The 19,671-nt window shown below is 44.2% G+C and carries 14 protein-coding genes and 1 riboswitch; of the genes, 13 read left to right on the top strand and 1 reads right to left on the bottom strand.

All coding sequences use genetic code 11. From position 1 onward, the window contains the following. Positions 1–63 precede the first annotated feature (63 nt). From purM to lpdA, 12 genes are all read left to right on the top strand, one after another. Entirely contained in the window at positions 64–1,119 is a 1,056-nt protein-coding gene (gene purM, locus AEQ18_RS13035; protein WP_054116768.1) for a phosphoribosylformylglycinamidine cyclo-ligase, read from the top strand. After that, the gene (gene purN / locus AEQ18_RS13040) at positions 1,116–1,685 is read left to right on the top strand and encodes a phosphoribosylglycinamide formyltransferase (protein ID WP_054116769.1); all 570 of its coding nucleotides are present in this window, start codon (positions 1,116–1,118) and stop codon (positions 1,683–1,685) included. Before purM ends, purN begins: the two co-directional genes overlap by 4 nt. A gap of 4 nt (positions 1,686–1,689) precedes the next feature. Further along, entirely contained in the window at positions 1,690–3,225 is a 1,536-nt protein-coding gene (purH, locus tag AEQ18_RS13045) for a bifunctional phosphoribosylaminoimidazolecarboxamide formyltransferase/IMP cyclohydrolase (protein ID WP_054116770.1), read from the top strand. Between the two features lie 15 nt (positions 3,226–3,240). After that, complete coding sequence (purD, locus tag AEQ18_RS13050) at positions 3,241–4,515, top strand: phosphoribosylamine--glycine ligase (protein WP_054116771.1); 1,275 nt, start codon at positions 3,241–3,243, stop codon at positions 4,513–4,515. Between the two features lie 129 nt (positions 4,516–4,644). Further along, positions 4,645–5,559, top strand: coding sequence for an aldo/keto reductase (locus AEQ18_RS13055; RefSeq protein WP_054116772.1), 915 nt, complete (start codon positions 4,645–4,647; stop codon positions 5,557–5,559). Between the two features lie 206 nt (positions 5,560–5,765). Beyond that, on the top strand, positions 5,766–6,743 hold the full coding sequence (gene guaC / locus AEQ18_RS13060; protein ID WP_152911926.1) for a GMP reductase: 978 nt from the start codon (positions 5,766–5,768) through the stop codon (positions 6,741–6,743). 164 nt (positions 6,744–6,907) lie between these two features. Then, positions 6,908–8,014, top strand: a complete 1,107-nt coding sequence (gene wecB / locus AEQ18_RS13065) for a non-hydrolyzing UDP-N-acetylglucosamine 2-epimerase (protein ID WP_054116848.1) — start codon at positions 6,908–6,910, stop codon at positions 8,012–8,014. Between the two features lie 144 nt (positions 8,015–8,158). Next, positions 8,159–8,329, top strand: a riboswitch (M-box (ykoK) riboswitch). 186 nt (positions 8,330–8,515) lie between these two features. Then, positions 8,516–11,107, top strand: a complete 2,592-nt coding sequence (mgtA, locus tag AEQ18_RS13070; RefSeq protein WP_054116774.1) for a magnesium-translocating P-type ATPase — start codon at positions 8,516–8,518, stop codon at positions 11,105–11,107. 433 nt (positions 11,108–11,540) lie between these two features. Next, positions 11,541–12,650 carry a pyruvate dehydrogenase (acetyl-transferring) E1 component subunit alpha gene (gene pdhA, locus AEQ18_RS13075; RefSeq protein ID WP_054116775.1) on the top strand — a complete coding sequence of 370 codons (1,110 nt, stop codon included), beginning with the start codon at positions 11,541–11,543 and terminating at the stop codon, positions 12,648–12,650. A gap of 2 nt (positions 12,651–12,652) precedes the next feature. Continuing rightward, the gene (locus tag AEQ18_RS13080; RefSeq protein WP_054116776.1) at positions 12,653–13,630 is read left to right on the top strand and encodes an alpha-ketoacid dehydrogenase subunit beta; all 978 of its coding nucleotides are present in this window, start codon (positions 12,653–12,655) and stop codon (positions 13,628–13,630) included. A gap of 24 nt (positions 13,631–13,654) precedes the next feature. Further along, complete coding sequence (locus AEQ18_RS13085; protein ID WP_054116777.1) at positions 13,655–15,313, top strand: dihydrolipoyllysine-residue acetyltransferase; 1,659 nt, start codon at positions 13,655–13,657, stop codon at positions 15,311–15,313. A 7-nt stretch (positions 15,314–15,320) separates the two neighbouring features. Further along, complete coding sequence (gene lpdA / locus AEQ18_RS13090; RefSeq protein ID WP_054116778.1) at positions 15,321–16,727, top strand: dihydrolipoyl dehydrogenase; 1,407 nt, start codon at positions 15,321–15,323, stop codon at positions 16,725–16,727. A gap of 116 nt (positions 16,728–16,843) precedes the next feature. Here the strand turns inward: lpdA and AEQ18_RS13095 are convergent, their stop codons facing one another. Next, positions 16,844–17,911, bottom strand: coding sequence for a PTS transporter subunit IIC (locus tag AEQ18_RS13095; protein ID WP_054116779.1), 1,068 nt, complete (start codon positions 17,909–17,911; stop codon positions 16,844–16,846). A 323-nt stretch (positions 17,912–18,234) separates the two neighbouring features. Between AEQ18_RS13095 and AEQ18_RS13100 the strand changes: the two genes are divergently transcribed. Continuing rightward, a complete protein-coding gene (locus tag AEQ18_RS13100) occupies positions 18,235–19,509 on the top strand; it encodes an O-acetylhomoserine aminocarboxypropyltransferase/cysteine synthase family protein (protein ID WP_054116780.1) in 1,275 nt (424 codons plus the stop codon). The last annotated feature ends 162 nt before the right edge of the window (positions 19,510–19,671 follow it).

The following is a 19,671-nucleotide window of genomic DNA, read 5'->3' on the forward strand; positions in this document are numbered from 1 at the left end:
GTCGTATATCTGGTATGGAACAGGTATGATCGACACGTGGATAGAAGGCAAGGAGGAAAATCAGTGGCAAACGCATATGCAAAAGCTGGCGTAGATGTTCACGCGGGCTATGAAGTAGTGGAGCGAATCAAAAAGCATGTCAAACGGACAGAACGTTTGGGTGTGATGGGGGCCTTAGGCGGGTTCGGCGGTTGTTTCGATCTATCTGCTTATCAATTGAAAGAACCAGTGTTGGTTTCGGGTACGGATGGCGTCGGCACCAAGTTGTTGCTAGCCATCCAACGCAATCAGCATCAAACGATCGGTATTGATTGTGTCGCCATGTGTGTCAATGATATCGTGGCGCAAGGTGCGGAACCCATCTATTTTTTGGATTATGTCGCAGTAGGGAAAAATGACCCAACCAAAATCGAACAGATCGTTGCAGGGGTTGCAGAAGGATGTGTGCAAGCAGGTGCGGCATTGATTGGTGGAGAAACAGCAGAAATGCCCGGCATGTATGCACCAGAAGAATACGATTTAGCCGGCTTTGCGGTGGGAATCGTTGAGAAGCAGCAATTGGTAACTGGCGCATCAATCGACGCAGGCTATGATTTGATAGGTCTGCCATCTTCCGGCATCCACTCCAACGGCTATTCATTGGTCAGAAAAGTTCTTTTTGAGCAGGCTGGACTAACTGGCGATGAAGTTTTTGCTGAGTTGGGCGATGAAAAATTAGGCGATGTCTTGCTTGAGCCTACGAAAATATACGTAGATTCGCTGAAACCAATTTTGCAACATCAATTGGCTGCAGGGCTTTCTCATATCACGGGTGGCGGGTTTATTGAAAACATTCCCCGGATGCTGCCAAGTGGCTTAGGTGCGGAGATTCAGGTAGGTTCTTGGGACGTTTTGCCGATTTTTGAATTGATTGCGTCACTTGGCAAGATCCCTCAGCATGAATTGTATGAGATCTTTAATATGGGTATTGGCATGGTGATTGCTGCAGCGCCGGAAAACACGCCTTTGATTCTTGCCTTGCTTGCAGAACAAGGTGAAGCGGCACGTGTGATCGGTCAAGTGGTGGCGCTGGATACAGCAGAACAGCCGCTTGTGCGCATCATCGAGGAAGCACTATGAGAATCGCTGTTTTCGCATCCGGGACGGGCACCAATTATCGCGCGATCGCAGCAGCTGCGGCAAAAGGACAACTGCCCCATGTGGAACTAGCCTTGGTGTTGTCAGACCGTGAAGCGGCACCTGTATTAGCTAAAGCAGCTGCAGACGCAGTACCGCAAGCATTTGTTGATCCGAAAGCTTATGCGTCAAAGGTGGCTTTTGAGACGCATATTTTAGCGCTTTTACAGGAACAACAGATTGAGTTGATCGTTTTGGCGGGTTATATGCGTATTATCGGCCAAACACTGCTGGATGCGTATCGTGGGAAAATCATTAATATTCATCCATCGTTGTTGCCTAGTTTTCCCGGGAAAAATGGGCTTGCGGATGCCTTTGCTTATGGCGTCAAGATCACAGGAGCTACCGTTCATTATGTCGATGCCGGCATAGATACGGGGCCGATCATCGCACAGGAGATGATTCGGATCACAGAAGACGATACATTAGCGACCGTAACTGAAAAAATGCACCAAATCGAACATCGATTATATCCAGCTGTATTGGCTAAATTGACTGAAAAGGGGTAGTATCTTGAAAAAAAGAGCATTGATCAGTGTATCAGATAAAAAAGGAATCATCGCTTTTGCACAGGCGTTGCATGACATGGATATTGACATCATTTCCACAGGAGGCACCAAAGCAGCGTTAGAGGCGGCCAACCTGCCAACGATTGGTATCGAAGAGGTCACTGGCTTTCCAGAAATGATGGATGGTAGGGTCAAAACACTGCATCCTTTGATCCATGGGGGGTTATTGGGGCGCCGTGATTTGGCTAGTCACATGGAAGCGATGGCAGCTCATGATATCCAACCAATCGATTTGGTTGTGGTCAATTTGTATCCCTTTAAAGAAACGATCAGCAAAGAAGGTGTCACGGAAGCGGAAGCGATTGAGAATATCGATATTGGCGGCCCAAGCATGCTGCGATCAGCAGCCAAAAACTTTGCCTCAGTGACCGTGATCGTTGATCCCGCAGATTATACAACTGTGTTAGAAGAGTTGGCCAGCGGAGAAACGACTCTGACGACCCGCAAGCGTTTAGCAGCCAAAGTTTTTCGTCATACAGCCGCTTATGATGCGTTGATCGGTGACTATCTGACAAGCGTTGTCCAGGAAGAGCAGCCAGAAACATTGACCAAGACATATACATTAAAACAAGCATTGCGTTACGGAGAAAATAGCCATCAGCGTGCGTTGTTCTATCAATCAGCGCTGCCTGTACCCTACTCCATCGCAAGTGCTGAACAAATTCATGGCAAAGAATTGTCCTATAACAATATCAAAGATGCGGATGCCGCTTTGCGGATTGCCCAAGAATTTACAGCGCCGGCGGCAGTGGTCCTAAAACATATGAATCCTTGCGGGATTGGCACAGCAGATACGATTGCCGCAGCTTTCCAAAAAGCCTTTGAGGCCGACCCAGTATCAATTTTTGGCGGCATCGTTGTGTTGAACCGTCCGGTTGATCTTGCTACGGCCGAACAACTTTCAGGCATCTTTCTAGAAATCGTGATCGCTCCAGCTTTTGCAGCCGATGCCTTTTCGTTGTTGGCGAAAAAGAAAAACTTGCGTTTGTTGACAGTCGAATTTGCTGAAGCAACCAACGAACCGGAGATCGTTTCGGTTTTAGGCGGCTTATTGGTTCAAGACCCAGATGATCAGATGGAAACAGCGGCTGATTGGCAAGTGGTCACGCAGCGTGTTCCTTCTGACGAGGAAACAGCGGCGCTGGCATTTGCTTGGAAAGCGGTCAAGCACGTCAAATCGAATGCCATCGTATTAGCAAACCAACAGCAAACTGTCGGGATCGGTGCGGGCCAAATGAATCGTGTGGGTTCTGTGAAAATTGCGATCGAACAAGCCGAAGCCAGCGGCAATATTGAAGGTGCCGTTCTAGCCAGTGATGCCTTTTTCCCGATGGACGATAGTGTTGCTTATGCAGCTGAACATGGGATCAAAGCAATCATTCAACCTGGCGGCAGTATCAAAGACCAAGCGTCGATTGAAATGGCGGATAAACATGGTATCACGATGGTCTTCACTGGCGTCCGTCATTTCAAACATTAAAAGTGAGGGACCTTTATGAAATTATTGATTATCGGTAGTGGCGGCCGTGAACATGCGATTGCCAAGAAATGTGTAGCAGATCCGCAAGTAACGCGGGTTTTCTGCGCCCCAGGCAATCCTGGGATGCAGCAAGATGGTATCGAATTGGTGGCCATTGCTGAAACGGATCATCAGCTGTTGATCGAATTTGCCATTGAGCACCAAGTTGCTTGGACTTTTGTCGGACCTGAAGTCCCCTTGTTAAATGGCATTGTCGACGATTTTCAAGCGGCTGGCCTGCAAATATTTGGTCCGAGTAAACAAGCGGCAATGATTGAAGGATCTAAGGCGTTTGCCAAAGAAATCATGGAGACGAATCAGATTCCGACGGCTGCTTACCGCAGCTTCACTGATAGTCTTGAGGCCAAAGCGTATATTGCAGAAAAAGGTGCGCCGATCGTGATCAAGGCCGATGGATTAGCAGCTGGTAAAGGGGTCGTTGTAGCGACGACAGTTGAAGAAGCCCTTGATGCTGTGACAGCGATGCTGGAACAAAATAGGTTTGGTGACAGTGGTGCGAAAGTGGTGGTTGAAGATTTTTTGGCAGGAGAAGAGTTTTCACTGCTGGCCTTTGTCAAAGAGGATAAGGTCTACCCGATGGTCATTGCCCAAGATCATAAGCGCGCCTATGACCATGACTTAGGTCCGAACACTGGCGGCATGGGTGCGTATTCTCCGGTACCGCAAATCAGTCAAGACATCGTGGACCAAGCAATCCGCGAAGTTTTGCACCCGGCAGCGCAAGGGATGATCGATCGTGGTACGCCATTTGTCGGCATTCTGTATGCAGGATTGATCGCGACCGATGAAGGTCCTAAAGTAATTGAATTCAATGCCCGATTTGGTGATCCTGAAACGCAGGTGGTTTTGAATCGATTGGACAGCTCATTGCCAGCAATCATTAGTGCGTTATTGGCAAACCAAGAACCAGACATTGTGTGGAATGATCGTGCCTCTATCGGTGTTGTCCTTGCCGCTGAAGGCTATCCTGAAGCGTATCAAACAGGATCAGTGGTCCCAACAAAGGCGCCGAAAACTGCGCAACTCTATTATGCGGGTGTGGCAGATGATGATCAAAATGGACTTTTGAGTGCAAACGGTGGCCGTGTGATGCTGGTGGAAGTGACAGCATCTGACCTAGCCAGTGCACAAACTGAAGTCTATCGCGTGATTGATCGTTTGTCTTTAGATGGATTGTTTTACCGCAGAGATATCGGGGACAAAGCACTGCGCTTATCTAGAGAAGCATAGCCGCGGCTATGAATAGAGAACTGTTGATCCTGGGATCGACAGTTTTTTTGACGCTTTTCGCACAATCCGTATAGCGTTTTCAAAAGAATGTGCTAAAATGAGATGTACGGTAAAAAGGAGGAACACTTAGTGAAAAAAATAAAATTTGGTCCAACAGATATTGAGGTTTCAAGTGTGATTTTAGGTCTGATGCGCATCAATCAAGCCAAAGATCCAGTCAAAGTATTAACGACAGCCATTGATAATGAGATTACGTTCTTTGATCATGCTGATATTTATGGCGGCGGGGAATGTGAAACGATTTTTGCTGATGCTTTGGCAAAAACAGATGCCAAACGAGAAGCATTGTTCATCCAATCCAAATGCGGGATCGTTCCTGGAAAAATGTTCGATTTTTCAAAAGAACATATCATTTCATCTGTTGAAGGCAGTTTGAAACGGTTAAATACGGATTATCTAGATGCTTTATTGCTACATCGGCCAGATACGTTGTTTGAACCAGAAGAAGTAGCGGCAGCGTTTGATCAACTTGAAAAAGATGGCAAAGTCAAATACTTTGGTGTCAGCAATCAAAAACCAGGACAAATTGAATTGTTGAAAAAATATGTGTCGCAACCATTGGTGGCCAATCAATTACAATTTGGTATTATGCATACCGGTATGATCGACCAAGGCATCCATGTCAATATGACAGATGGCGGCAGCGTGGATCACGATGGGGAAATCTTAGAATATTCCCGCTTGCATGATATGACGATCCAGGCATGGTCACCTTACCAATATGGCTTCTTCGAAGGTGTCTTTATCGATAACGATAAGTTCCCTGAATTGAACGAAAAACTTGTTGCGTTGGCAGACAAATACAAGACGACACCAACGGGGATCGCCTCGGCATGGATCTTGCGTCACCCTGCGAACATTCAAGTGATTGCCGGCACGATGACACCGCATCGTATCGAAGAGATTGCGCAAGCTTCTGAGATCGTTTTAACAAGAGAAGAGTGGTATGACGTGTATAAAGCCGCTGGCAATATTCTGCCTTAATTCAGATACAATCACAAATTTGGCTAATTTAAGGGGTTAATGTTCGTAATAAACGAACATTAACCCCTTTTTTTTTAAAAATATTTTGATAATGCTTGTATTTCGTTGTTCCCTGGTTTAAATTGTTGTGGGCGTTAAAAATAGGCGATGCCATTTACCGCTTGCTTCACTCTTAATAAGATTTGGAGGATATTTTTATGTTTGACATGAAAGTTTTTGATTACGAGGATATACAATTGATCCCGAATAAATGCATTGTGGATAGTCGTTCTGAATGTGACACGACTGTGACACTAGGGAAGCATTCATTTAAAATGCCGGTCGTTCCTGCGAATATGCAAACGATCATTGATGATACGATTGCTGAATTTTTAGCTGAAAATGGCTATTTTTACATTATGCACCGCTTTGATGAGGAAGCGCGTATTCCTTTTATCAAAAAAATGAAGAGTCGCGGATTGATTGCGTCAATCAGTGTCGGGGTCAAAGAAAATGAATATCGCTTTGTCGAAGACTTGGCAGCAGAAGGCTTAGTCCCTGACTATATTACGATCGATATCGCCCACGGGCATTCAAATGCTGTGATCAATATGATCCAACATATCAAGAAACACTTGCCAGAGGCGTTTGTGATCGCCGGTAATGTGGGTACCCCTGAAGCAGTCCGAGAATTAGAAAATGCTGGAGCAGATGCAACGAAAGTTGGGATCGGACCAGGAAAAGTGTGTATCACGAAAATCAAAACTGGTTTTGGTACAGGTGGCTGGCAGTTGGCAGCGTTACGCTGGTGCGCCAAAGCAGCCCGCAAACCAATCATTGCCGATGGCGGGATTCGGACCCACGGCGACATTGCGAAGTCTGTGCGTTTCGGTGCGACGATGGTCATGATCGGCTCACTGTTCGCCGGCCACGAAGAATCACCTGGGGAAACGAAGGTGGAAAATGGCGTAGTCATGAAAGAATACTTTGGTTCTGCATCAGAATTCCAAAAAGGCGAGAAGAAAAACGTAGAAGGCAAAAAAATCTGGATCCAATACAAAGGTTCTTTGAAAGATACTTTAGTAGAAATGCAGCAAGATTTGCAATCATCGATTTCGTATGCCGGTGGGAAAGATTTAGAAGCGATCCGCAAAGTAGACTACGTGATCGTGAAAAACTCAATTTTCAATGGCGACACGATTTGATTCAGTTCAGTTGCTGAATGCTCACGCGTGACCACTGCAAGCAGTGCTGTTTTTAGACAGTGCTGCTTTTTTTTGCAGCGGAAAGATTTTGTTTTGCATCAATCTTCGCTATAATAGACAGAGTAAACTATGATTACAATTATTGTAAAGAGTGCAGGTGAATGATGACGATCAAAGTAATGTCCATATTTGGTACAAGACCAGAAGCCATCAAAATGGCGCCTTTGGTCAAAGCGTTACAAGCAGATGACCGCTTTGTATCGGTCGTGACCGTGACAGCCCAGCATCGGGAAATGCTGGATCAAGTGTTAAGTGTCTTTGCGATCGAAGCAGATTATGATTTAGATATAATGAAATTGGGACAAACCTTGACCGGTATTACGACAAAAGTATTGCTGGATCTTGAACCCATTCTACAAAACGAGCGGCCGGATATCGTCTTAGTCCACGGGGATACCACGACAGCCTATGCAGCAGCCACAGCGGCTTTTTATCAACAGATCCCTGTTGGACACGTCGAAGCTGGTTTGCGGACTTGGAACAAACAATCCCCTTATCCAGAAGAAGCCAATCGTCAACTGATCGATGTACTAGCCGATCTGCATTTCGCACCGACGAAAGAAAGTCAGCTGAACTTGTTGAAAGAAAACCGCGATCCGCAGACGATTTTTGTGACGGGGAATACGGCGATCGATGCGATGAATTATACGATCAAAGACCATTATCGCCACCCTGAATTGTCTGGTATCAAAGGGAAACAAATCTTGTTGACCATGCATCGACGTGAAAATTTAGGGCAGCCAATGGCGCAAGTTTTTCGGGCATTGGCACGAATAGCAGCAGAGTATCCTGAGATCCATGTGGTATTTCCCATGCATAAAAATCCGCAAGTTCGGGAAATTGCCCGCGAGATATTAGGCAACATCGACAACGTTGCCTTGATAGAACCCTTGGATGTGATCGACTTTCATAATGTCGCCAATCAGAGCGCATTGATTTTGACTGACTCTGGAGGGGTGCAAGAAGAAGCGCCTTCTTTGGGGGTGCCGGTGTTGGTTTTGCGTGATACGACAGAACGGCCAGAAGGTGTCGCAGCTGGAACCTTGAAGTTGATTGGCACGCAAGAAGAGCGTGTATATATAGAAACAAAACGCTTGCTGGATGATCACGCCGCTTATCAAAAAATGGCGCATGCTGAGAACCCATATGGCGATGGACAAACCAGTCAGCGGATCGTAGAGATTCTTGCCGAAACCTTTGGCAGTCGTTGACTTATCAAGGTGAAACAACAGTGAAAATAAGCAAATGTTTTTGAAAAGTGATGGCTATTCTGAATGTTCTGAATATAAAATAACGTATTTTTTATTTGAAAACAGTTGACCTTCTCCAAATGTTGGCTTATAGTATCAATAGAAAGAAATAATTGTTAGGTGAGGCTCCTATACGGACACAAGCTGCTGCCGCAAAAGTATCGAGAGATACTTAGTTGGTAGGACAGGTCTAATCGTGAAGGTTAAACCCAAAGCAGCTGATAGCGATTCGCTATCTACGCCCTATAGTGCTAAAGCTCTACAATGATCATGAGTTTTTTGCGCATGCTTATTGGGAGCATGCGCATTTTTTTGCATACGCGCGTGATCCAAGAGTGACTTGCTTATCAAACAGAAAGGAAGATTCATATGGATACACCCAGTCCCCAGATGAACCCAGGTTCATCGCCAAGAATTACTAGGGGTGGCGCGAGCAACTCCTAATTATAGGAGGAAAAGAGTATGTTGAAAAAATTATCAAAAGACCAAGAATTGAAATTATTAGCAAAATTATCAGAACGTGAATTATTGATGGAAATGCGGACTTCCTTCCAAGGATTGTCTGAAAAGGATGCGCAAGAACGACTAGAAGAGTACGGACCAAACAAAGTCGATGCCCAAAAACCAACACCTGCCTGGTTGATGATTTTGCGCGCATTTAAAGATCCATTTGTGTTGGTGTTGGCTTTGTTGATGGTGATTTCCTTTATGACAGGAGATATCGAAGCGGTGATCGTGATGGGTATCATGATCCTGGCAAGTGTGACGATCACATTCGTCCAAGAATACCGCTCGCAAAAAGCTAGTTTAGCGTTGAAAGAATTGATCGAGAATACTTGTTCTGTGACACGGGCAGGTGTGACCCGAGAAATTCCAATGGATGAAGTGGTTCCGGGTGATATCGTGACACTCGCAACAGGAGATATGATACCAGCCGATGCTATTTTGATCTGGACCAAGGATTTATTTATCAATCAATCTTCATTGACTGGCGAATCAATGCCCGTTGAAAAATTTGTCGATGCCGGTATCAAAGAAAGTGATACCAATGTTTCTGCCTTAGACATGCAAGATTTGGTCTTTATGGGTACCGATGTGTTAAGTGGTCAAGGAAAAGCCATTATTTTAAAGACAGGACAAAGCACCTTTTTTGGGGATATTGCCCGCAATGCCACGACGAAACGCGGAAAGACTGCTTTTGAAGATGGGCTGACCAAAGTCAGCAAATTGTTGTTGAGAATGGTGATGATCTTATTCCCAATCGTTCTTTTGATCAATGGTTTTACCAAAGGTGATTGGAGTGAAGCATTGTTCTTCGCAATTGCAGTCGCTGTTGGCTTGACCCCAGAAATGCTGCCTATGATCGTTACCAGTAATTTAGCCAAAGGCGCCATGTCGCTTTCCAAAGAGAAAGTCATCGTTAAAGAATTGCCTTCGATCCAAAATTTGGGCAGTATGGATGTGTTGTGTACAGACAAAACAGGGACGATCACGGAAGACCGGGTCGTGCTGGTGCAACATTTAAATCCATTTGGTCAAGAGGATCAGCAGGTACTGGATATGACGTATTTGAATTCCTATTATCAAACTGGCTGGAAAAATTTGATGGATATCGCTGTCTTGAATTACTACGAAGAAGCCAAACTGGCGGAACCATTCCAAGAGGTGACGAAGGTCGATGAAATTCCTTTTGATTTCTCTCGTCGCCGCTTGACCGTTGTTGTCAATGCAGATGGCCATCAATTGATGGTGACCAAAGGTGCAGCAGAAGAAATGGAACAAGTCTGCAAATATGTTGAGATCGATGGTCAAATCATGGAATTGACCGAAGATATTCGGGAAAAATTGCGCCAAGTCAATTTGCGATTAAATAAACAAGGAATGCGGGTCTTGACAGTCGCAGTCAAAAGAGATGCCCATGCGGATGCTGTCTATTCAGTTTCAGACGAGCAAGACATGATCATGATTGGTTTCATGGGCTTCTTAGATCCAGCCAAAGAATCAGCAAAAACGGCGATTGCTTCCCTCCATGGCCATGGCATCAATGTCAAAGTCTTGACTGGTGACAATGCCATCGTTGCACAAAAAGTATGTAACGATGTTGGTATCGAAGCCGGCAGTTACTTGCTTGGTACGGAAATCGATCGCTTGTCTGATGAAGAGTTGGCTGAAAAAGCAGCCACAACCAATTTGTTTGCGAAACTCAATCCAATGCAAAAATCCCGCATCATCCAAACAATTCAAGCAGCGGGACACACGGTTGGTTTTATGGGGGATGGGATCAACGATGCACCAGCTTTGCGTACTGCTGATGTGGGCATCTCAGTTGATACAGCCGCGGATATTACAAAGGATGCTAGTTCGATCATCCTATTGGAAAAAAGCTTGGACGTTTTAGATAAAGGTGTCATTGAAGGCCGTAAAGTCTTTACCAATATGATGAAGTATATCAAGATGACATTGAGTTCAAACTTTGGTAACGTCTTTTCAATTTTGGTAGCCAGTGCCTTCTTGCCGTTTCTGCCAATGCTGTCAATTCAATTGCTGGTTCAAAATCTGGTGTATGATATGGCGCAATTGACGATTCCTTGGGACAATGTTGATCAAGAAGAATTAGCGAAACCAGTGAAATGGCAAGTTAGAGGTTTATTGAAGTTTACCGTAGGCATCGGACCAGTCAGCAGTATTTTTGATATCACAACTTTCTTGGTGATGTGGCATGTTTTCCAAGCCAATACAGTTCAAGAACAAGCCCTATTCCAAGCTGGGTGGTTTATGATCGGGTTGACGACGCAAACATTGGTAGTCCACATGATCAGAACCCGCAAGCTGCCTTTTATCAAAAGTATTGCTTCGCCAGCTGTCTTACTATCTAGTGTGTTGGCGATCGCTGTAGGCTTCGTGATCATCTTGACGCCTTTGCATACAGTGTTTGATTTCGCAACGTTGCCTGCTTCTTATTGGCCATGGTTTATTGGCATCAACCTTGCTTATTTAGTAACAGTTGAGTTGGCCAAAAGAATTTATATTCGCGTGACGCAAGAATGGATTTAAACTAGCAGATCGTCGTTTCCTTCAATCAAGAGGGGAGTGGCGATCTGTTTCTTTTTGTCTTGATTCTGTATTATTTTTTTCTCATATTCAAAAAATCGACTATCACACAAGTCAATTACTTCACAATTACAAATGAGAAATAAGCAAACCTGCTGTTAGGGTAAACGCTGATTGCTGTACTATTCTTAAACGAAAAAAAGAATTTCCTTAGAAAATTTACAAGAAAGCGATTCCTTAAATGTGATAAATTTCACTAATCTTTTCTTAAGAGTTGCTATACTAGGCATTCTTTTATTAAAAAAAATACCCTTTTCACTTGTCATTTTCCAAGTTAAATGATAATTTATAAGAGTAAATGAAATTTCGATAGTACAGATTTAAACCCTGTTACATACGAAAATGACTTTTTTAACAGAGAGGAAAGTGTGTCAAGATGGCAAAAAAACAAAAAGCACTTGATTTCCAAGCGATTTTGGAGCAAGTCAATGCAGATTTTCCAACTTACCAAACTTTGGATAAAGATGGAAAAATTGTAAACCCGGATTTAGTACCAGATCTAAGTGACGACGAATTAGTGGAATTGATGACTCGAATGGTATGGTCACGTGTATTGGACCAACGCTCAACTGCGTTAAACCGTCAAGGACGTCTAGGTTTCTTCGCGCCAACTGCTGGTCAAGAAGCAAGCCAATTAGCAAGTCAATTTGCTTTTGAAAAAGAAGACGTATTACTACCAGGTTATCGTGACGTTCCTCAATTGATCCAACACGGACTACCATTGAAAGAAGCTTTCTTATGGTCTCGTGGACATGTCGCAGGTAACTTGTATCCTGAAGGTCTTAAAGCGTTGCCACCACAAATCATCATCGGTGCACAATACGTGCAAGCAGCCGGTGTCGCATTAGGCTTGAAAAAACGCAACAAGAAAAATGTTGTATTCACATATACTGGTGATGGCGGTTCTTCTCAAGGGGACTTCTATGAAGCAATCAACTTTGCAGGTGCTTACCATGCAAACGCTGTATTCTACATCCAAAACAATGGTTTTGCGATCTCTACACCACGTGAAGTACAAAGTGCTGCACCAACATTGGCACAAAAAGCCGCTGCAGCGGGTATCCCTGGTATCCAAGTAGATGGTATGGATCCATTGGCAGTTTACTATGTATCAAAAGCAGCACGTGAATGGGCAGCGAACGGCAATGGTCCTGTTTTGATTGAAACATTGACTTACCGTTATGGCGCACATACATTGTCAGGTGATGATCCAACCCGTTACCGTACGAAAGAAATGGATACTGAATGGCAAGAAAAAGATCCATTAGTACGTTTCCGTAAATACCTAACTGAAAAAGGGTTATGGTCTGAAGAAAAAGAAGAACAAATCATTGAACAAACAAAAGAAGAAATCAAAGCAGCAATTGCTGAAGCTGACCGTGTACCTAAACAAAAAGTGTCAGATTTCTTGAAAAACATGTTTGAAGTACAACCTCAAAACATTAAAGAACAAATTGCAACTTTTGAAGCGAAGGAGTCGAAATAGTCATGGCACAAAAAACAATGATCCAAGCAATTACAGATGCCTTAGCTGTTGAAATGGAAAATGACAAAGAGATTTTAGTCTTTGGTGAAGACGTCGGTAAAAACGGCGGTGTATTCCGTGCAACAGAAGGTTTACAAGAAAAATTTGGCGAAGACCGTGTATTTGATACTCCGCTTGCTGAATCTGGTATTGGCGGTTTGGCTTTTGGTTTAGCATTAGAAGGCTTCCGTCCAGTTCCTGAAATCCAATTCTTTGGTTTCGTTTTTGAAACATTTGATGAAATCGTTGGACAAATGGCACGTACACGTTACCGTATGGGTGGTACACGTAATCTGCCAATCACGATCCGCTCACCATTTGGTGGTGGCGTGCATACACCAGAATTGCACTCAGACAACTTAGAAGGTTTGATTGCGCAATCTCCTGGTATCCGTGTCGTGATCCCTTCAAATCCATATGATGCGAAAGGACTATTGATTGCAGCAATCCGCAGCAATGACCCAGTTGTCTTTTTAGAGCACATGAAATTGTACCGTTCATTCCGTGAAGAAGTGCCAGAAGAAGCATACGAAGTGCCTTTGGATAAAGCAGCAGTGACCCGTGAAGGTTCTGATGTATCAATCATCACTTACGGTGCTATGGTTCGTGAAGCAATCAAAGCAGCAGATAACTTAGCTAAAGAAAACATCAATGCTGAAATTATCGACTTGCGTACAGTGGCGCCACTTGATGTAGAAACAATCATCAAATCAGTAGAAAAAACTGGTCGTGTGGTCGTTGTGCAAGAAGCGCAAAAACAAGCAGGTGTAGCGGCACAAGTCGTTTCTGAAATTTCTGAACGTGCGGTTCTATCACTTGAAGCACCAATCGGACGCGTATCTGCACCAGATACTATTTTCCCATTCGGTCAAGCTGAAAACATTTGGTTGCCAAATGCAAAAGATATCGAAGACAAAGTGAAAGAAATCGTGAACTTTTAATAGTTAAGAAGGGAAGAATAGACAATGGCATTTCAATTTAAATTACCGGATATCGGTGAAGGAATTGCAGAAGGCGAAATCGTCAAATGGTTCGTCAAAGCAGGGGATACCATCAATGAAGATGATACCTTACTAGAAGTTCAAAATGATAAATCAGTGGAAGAAATTCCATCTCCAGTGACAGGAACTGTCAAAAGTATCGTTGTTCCAGAAGGTACAGTTGCCAATGTAGGTGATGTACTGGTTGAAATCGATGCACCTGGACACGAAGACAACGAAGGCGATGCAGGCGTGGCTGCTGAATCACAAACACCAGCAAAACCAGCTGCTGAACCAACGACAGAAACAACATCTGAAGCTGCTTCAGGTTCATCTGAAGGCTCTGGTGTCTTCCAATTCAAATTACCAGATATCGGTGAAGGGATTGCTGAAGGCGAAATCGTGAAATGGTTCGTTAAAGCAGGAGATACCATCAACGAAGATGATACGCTATTAGAAGTTCAAAACGACAAATCAGTGGAAGAAATTCCATCTCCAGTAACCGGTACGGTGAAAACGATCGTAGTTGCAGAAGGTACAGTTGCCAATGTAGGTGATGTATTGGTCGAAATCGATGCACCTGGCCACAATGAACCAGCGGCATCATCTAGCACTTCAACAGCTGCAGAAGCACCAAAAGAAAAAGTTGAAACATCTGGATCAGCAAGTGTTGTAGAAGCAGCAGATCCAAACAAACGTGTCTTGGCAATGCCTTCAGTACGTCAATTTGCCCGTGAAAAAGATGTAGACATTTCTCAAGTCTCTGCAAGCGGCAAAGGCGGACGTGTCACAAAAGAAGATATTGAAAACTTCTTATCAGGTGGCGGATCATCTGCGCCAGCAGCTGCTGCAGCGCCAGCGAAAGAAGAAGCGAAAGCACCTGCGGCGGCTGAAAGCAAACCTGCGGCACCTGCAAAAGCCTTCAAGTCTAATTTAGGTGACTTAGAAGAACGTGTTGCGTTAACACCTACACGTAAAGCAATCGCTAAAGCAATGGTCAACAGCAAACATACTGCACCACATGTGACATTGCATGATGAAGTTGAAGTAACCAATCTTTGGGATAACCGTAAGAAGTTCAAAGAAGTTGCTGCTGCCAACGGCACAAAATTAACTTTCTTACCATATGTTGTGAAAGCTTTGACTGCAACAGTGAAGAAATTCCCTATCTTGAATGCGTCTATTGATGATGCAAAACAAGAAATTGTGTACAAAAACTACTATAATATCGGTATCGCAACAGATACAGATCATGGATTGTATGTACCAAACGTCAAAGATGCAGACCGTAAAGGCATGTTCACGATCGCTGACGAAATCAACGAAAAAGCAAAACTTGCCCATGATGGCAAACTTGCTGCTGATGATATGCGTAACGGCACAATCACGATCAGCAACATTGGTTCTGTAGGCGGCGGCTGGTTCACACCAGTAATCAACTTCCCTGAAGTGGCTATTTTGGGTGTTGGTACGATTGCGCAACAACCAATCGTCAATGCTGAAGGTGAAATCGTTGTTGGCCGTGTGATGAAATTATCACTAAGCTTCGACCACCGTATCGTTGATGGTGCGACAGCCCAACAAGCAATGAATAATATCAAACGTCTATTAGCTGATCCTGAGCTATTAATGATGGAAGGATGATTTACAAATGGTAGTAGGAGATTTTGCTGTTGAATTAGATACAGTTGTAATCGGTGCGGGACCTGGCGGCTATGTAGCTGCCATCCGCGCTGCTGAAATGGGCCAAAAAGTGGCAATCATTGAAAGAGAATATATTGGCGGCGTTTGTTTGAATGTCGGTTGTATTCCTTCAAAAGCGTTGATCGCTGCTGGTCATCATTACCAAGAATCGTTAGATTCAACCATGTTTGGTGTAAACACTGAGAATGTCACTTTAGATTTCACCAAAACACAAGAATGGAAAGACAACAAAGTTGTGAAAACATTGACGACCGGCGTTGGTTTTCTATTGAAAAAACACAAAGTTGAAAGCATTGAAGGAGAAGCATTCTTCGTTGATGACCATACATTACGTGTCATCCATCCTGATTCAGCTCAAACGTATTCTTTCAACAATGCAATCATCGCGACTGGTTCTCGTCCAATCGAAATCAAAGGCTTTAAATTTGGCGGCCGTGTGATCGATTCGACTGGCGGACTGGCATTAAAAGAAGTACCGAAGAAATTAGTGGTCATCGGTGGCGGTGTGATCGGTTCTGAACTAGGTGCCGCTTATGCGAACTTAGGTGCTGAAGTAACGATCCTTGAAGGTTCTCCTCAAATTTTACCTACGTATGAAAAAGACATGGTAAAATTAGTTGAAGAAGACTTTGCCAAAAAAGGCGTGACAGTTGTAACGAATGCAATGGCGAAAGAAGCTGTTGACAATGGTGACAGTGTCACTGTTAAATATGCTGTTGATGGCAAAGAAGAAGAAGTGACTGCAGATTATGTGATGGTGACTGTTGGTCGTCGTCCAAATACGGATGACATGGGCTTAGAACAAGCTGGTGTTGAAGTAGGCGAACGCGGATTGATCAATGTTGACAAACAAGGTCGCACAAATGTAGCAAATATTTATGCAATCGGCGATATCGTTCCTGGTGCAGCGCTTGCCCATAAAGCAAGCTACGAAGCAAAAATTGCTGCTGAAGCAATTTCTGGCAAAAAAGTAGCTGTTGATTATAAAGCAATGCCTGCCGTTGCCTTTACAGATCCAGAATTGGCTTCTGTCGGCATGACGATCAAAGATGCAAAAGATGCTGGAATCGAAGCAAAAGCCTTCAAATTCCCATTCTCTGGAAATGGTCGTGCCTTATCATTAGGCAAAACAGAAGGATTTATCCGTCTTGTAACGACTGTTGAAGACAATGTGATCATCGGCGCACAAATCGCTGGCTTAGGCGCAAGCGACATGGTATCAGAATTGGCACTTGCCATTGAATCTGGTATGAACGCAGAAGATATCGCATTAACGATCCATCCACATCCATCATTGGGTGAAATCACGATGGACGCAGCAGAATTGGCATTAGGTATGCCAATCCATATCTAATCGCGTTCGACCCGTTGACTGAAAAGTCAGCGGGTTTTTTTGTATTTTAAAACGGTGCTGCCCACAAGAGCAGCACCGTTTAGATGATCTTAAACAGGTTGATTGAATTGCTGAACCTATTGCAATTCGATCGTCAAGCTGCCTTTGTTTGCTTTTCCTAATGCCAACATACCGCGGTAAAAGACATAAGTTAATGTCCCAGACAGCAAGACACCAATCAGACAATAGACAATGAAGCCAGAACGATCTGTTGCAAATAAATTCAGAGGCGCAATCAGTGAGTTCAATCCTAAACCTGCCAATTCATAGTTGGTAGAAAAATGAAAGACGGTCGTAGCTAGCGGGGCACAGATTGCTGCCGATAGGAAAGGCGGGATCACCATTTGTGGATTTTTGGTCAAATTGGCAAATTGGACCTTCGGTGTGATCAATCCTTGTGCAATATTGGCCCCTAAATTGTTTTCTTGAAACGACATAACCGTAAAGCCGACAAATTGTGCAGTACAGCCAATCAACGCTGCGGCGGAGGACACTGGATCCAATTGTAAGGCAATCGCCAACGCTACAGAGGAAGCAGGGGTCATGAGCAAGGTGCTCCAGGCCACAGCAATCACGATCGAGCCGATGATAGGGGAAATCGTGATCGATTGTGCCATAAAGCCGCTAATGGCCAATAGCATCGGTGTTGTGACATACGCAAAGCCGACACCTGCTAATCCGCCAAAAAACAAACTGCCCAGAGGGACCAGAATCATATCCAATGGCGTTTTGCCTGTCAGCCATTTACCGATCAACGCAGCCACAAGTCCGGCCATTACCGCACTGATCGGTTGACCACCAGTCAATACGACAGCACCGATGCCTTGTGAAGCGCTGATCCCAGTCATGGTGGTTGCTTCAACTGCGGCTTGGGTAAAATACAGGCCATCAGAGGCAATGGCAGCAGCGATCATAGAAGTGAATATCACTAATGTATTTGTTTTTAATTGATAAGCGATCCCTGCACCAAAAGCGGGAGCTAAGAGTAATTTTGAGATCGTTCCTATCGTACCGATCGTAGCAAGCCCAGTTAATTGACCAATCGTTTCTAATAATAGACCAACCCCTAATGCAACCAGTACGGCATTCGAAACACCTAAAGATACTTTGTAGACATATTCTTTCACTGAAATCTTTTCTTCCATATCGGACAAAACTTCCTTTCAATAACTAAATTGTTTGAAATTTTAGATTTTTCAAATTATAACAATTAGCGTTGCGTCTGTCAATTGAAAATAAACGGTTTCATGTGAATAAAAAAAACAAATTCCAAGTAAATTAATATGTTAGCGCTCTATTTTTAGCGATAGGTTTTTCTCATAGATACCGGTTTATTTTTAGAGATGGGTCTAGTGGTGATCAGGAATCATGATCACCGTAGAATAGGTCGGCAATTGACAGAAAAATCTGACAGTGTTACGCTTCAGCTACTATTTGACTACCATAAAGATTTACAGGAGGAATGATGATGACAGAACACTTTGAAACCATCCAATTACATGGTGGACAACAGCCAGACAGTGCGACTGGTAGTCGTGCTTTACCGATCTACCAAACCACATCCTACGTTTTTGATGATGCCGATCAAGCGGCAGCACGTTTTAGTCTCAGTGAATCAGGGAATATCTATACACGGATCACCAACCCTACGACAGCGGTTTTAGAGGAACGCTTGGCGCTTTTAGAAGGCGGGATCGGCGCTTTGGCGACGGCTTCGGGTTCAGCAGCAATCACCTATGCGATCCAAAATATTGCCAAAGCAGGGGACCATATTGTCTCGGCAGCAACGATTTATGGCGGTACCTATAATTTGTTTGCTCACACACTCCCTGATTTTGGGATCACGACAAGTTTTGTCGATAGTGAAGATCTTGCTGCCGTCAAAGCAGCGATTCAAGAGAATACCAAAGCCCTTTTCTTAGAATCATTGGGCAATCCTGATATTGATATTGCGGATTTTGATGAAATTGCTGCGATTGCCCATGAAGCAGGGATTCCAGTTATCGTGGACAATACCTTTGCTACCCCTTATTTGTTTCGGCCCTTTGAACATGGCGCAGATATTGTTGTTTATTCAACCACGAAATTTATTGGCGGTCATGGTGTAGCGCTAGGTGGGGCGATCATCGATAGTGGGAACTTTGATTGGACCAATGGCAAATTTCCCAGATTAGTTGAACCAGATGACAGCTATCACGGTATTTCTTGGACTGATGCAGTTGGAGCAGCTGCTTATATCACTCGGGCACGGACGATTTTGTTAAGGGATACAGGTGCGGCCATCTCGCCTTTCAATTCCTGGGCCTTGTTGTTAGGGATCGAAACACTTTCCTTGCGGATGGAGCGCCATGTAGCGAATGCCCAAGCTGTCGCTGCCTTTTTAGAAGCGCAACCGCAAGTATCCTGGGTCCATTATCCAACGTTGCCAAGCAGCAATTATTTTGCGCGGGCACAACAATATTTTCCCAAAGGAACCAGTGCGGTCTTTTCATTTGGCTTAAAAGCAGGTGGTGCTGCCAGCAAGAAGTTTTGCAGTGATACACAGCTATTTTCGTTGTTGGCCAACGTTGGGGACGCCAAGTCTTTGATCATCCATCCCGCATCAACGACACATTCACAATTAAGTGCGTCGGAATTACTTGCCGCAAATATTCGCCCAGAAACGATTCGGCTCTCCGTGGGGCTCGAACATATCGATGATTTGATTGCTGATTTGGCACAAGCTTTGGCGCAAGTGGAGTAGCTGGGTGCGGCAAACGAATCAGGTGTTGCAAGAAGCAAACCATGTGATGTGGTTTGCTTTTTTTCATGCTAAAAGCAGGGGAGGTCGATTCAGAGGGCATGATTGGATCATAGCGGAAAGGATGGTTATATGATATAGTTATCACGATTAAATATCTGTTAA

Source organism: Enterococcus sp. RIT-PI-f (assembly GCF_001297065.1).
GTDB lineage: Bacteria > Bacillota > Bacilli > Lactobacillales > Enterococcaceae > Enterococcus_D.

Excerpts from the sequence above, each read along its gene's own strand:
- purN (WP_054116769.1), top strand. The coding sequence starts at position 1,116 with ATGAGAATCGCTGTTTTCGCATCCGGGACGGGCACCAATTATCGCGCG.
- purD (WP_054116771.1), top strand. The coding sequence starts at position 3,241 with ATGAAATTATTGATTATCGGTAGTGGCGGCCGTGAACATGCGATTGCC.
- guaC (WP_152911926.1), top strand. The coding sequence starts at position 5,766 with ATGAAAGTTTTTGATTACGAGGATATACAATTGATCCCGAATAAATGC.
- wecB (WP_054116848.1), top strand. The coding sequence starts at position 6,908 with ATGACGATCAAAGTAATGTCCATATTTGGTACAAGACCAGAAGCCATC.
- mgtA (WP_054116774.1), top strand. The coding sequence starts at position 8,516 with ATGTTGAAAAAATTATCAAAAGACCAAGAATTGAAATTATTAGCAAAA.
- pdhA (WP_054116775.1), top strand. The coding sequence starts at position 11,541 with ATGGCAAAAAAACAAAAAGCACTTGATTTCCAAGCGATTTTGGAGCAA.
- AEQ18_RS13080 (WP_054116776.1), top strand. The coding sequence starts at position 12,653 with ATGGCACAAAAAACAATGATCCAAGCAATTACAGATGCCTTAGCTGTT.
- AEQ18_RS13085 (WP_054116777.1), top strand. The coding sequence starts at position 13,655 with ATGGCATTTCAATTTAAATTACCGGATATCGGTGAAGGAATTGCAGAA.
- lpdA (WP_054116778.1), top strand. The coding sequence starts at position 15,321 with ATGGTAGTAGGAGATTTTGCTGTTGAATTAGATACAGTTGTAATCGGT.
- AEQ18_RS13095 (WP_054116779.1), bottom strand. The coding sequence starts at position 17,911 with ATGGAAGAAAAGATTTCAGTGAAAGAATATGTCTACAAAGTATCTTTA.
- AEQ18_RS13100 (WP_054116780.1), top strand. The coding sequence starts at position 18,235 with ATGACAGAACACTTTGAAACCATCCAATTACATGGTGGACAACAGCCA.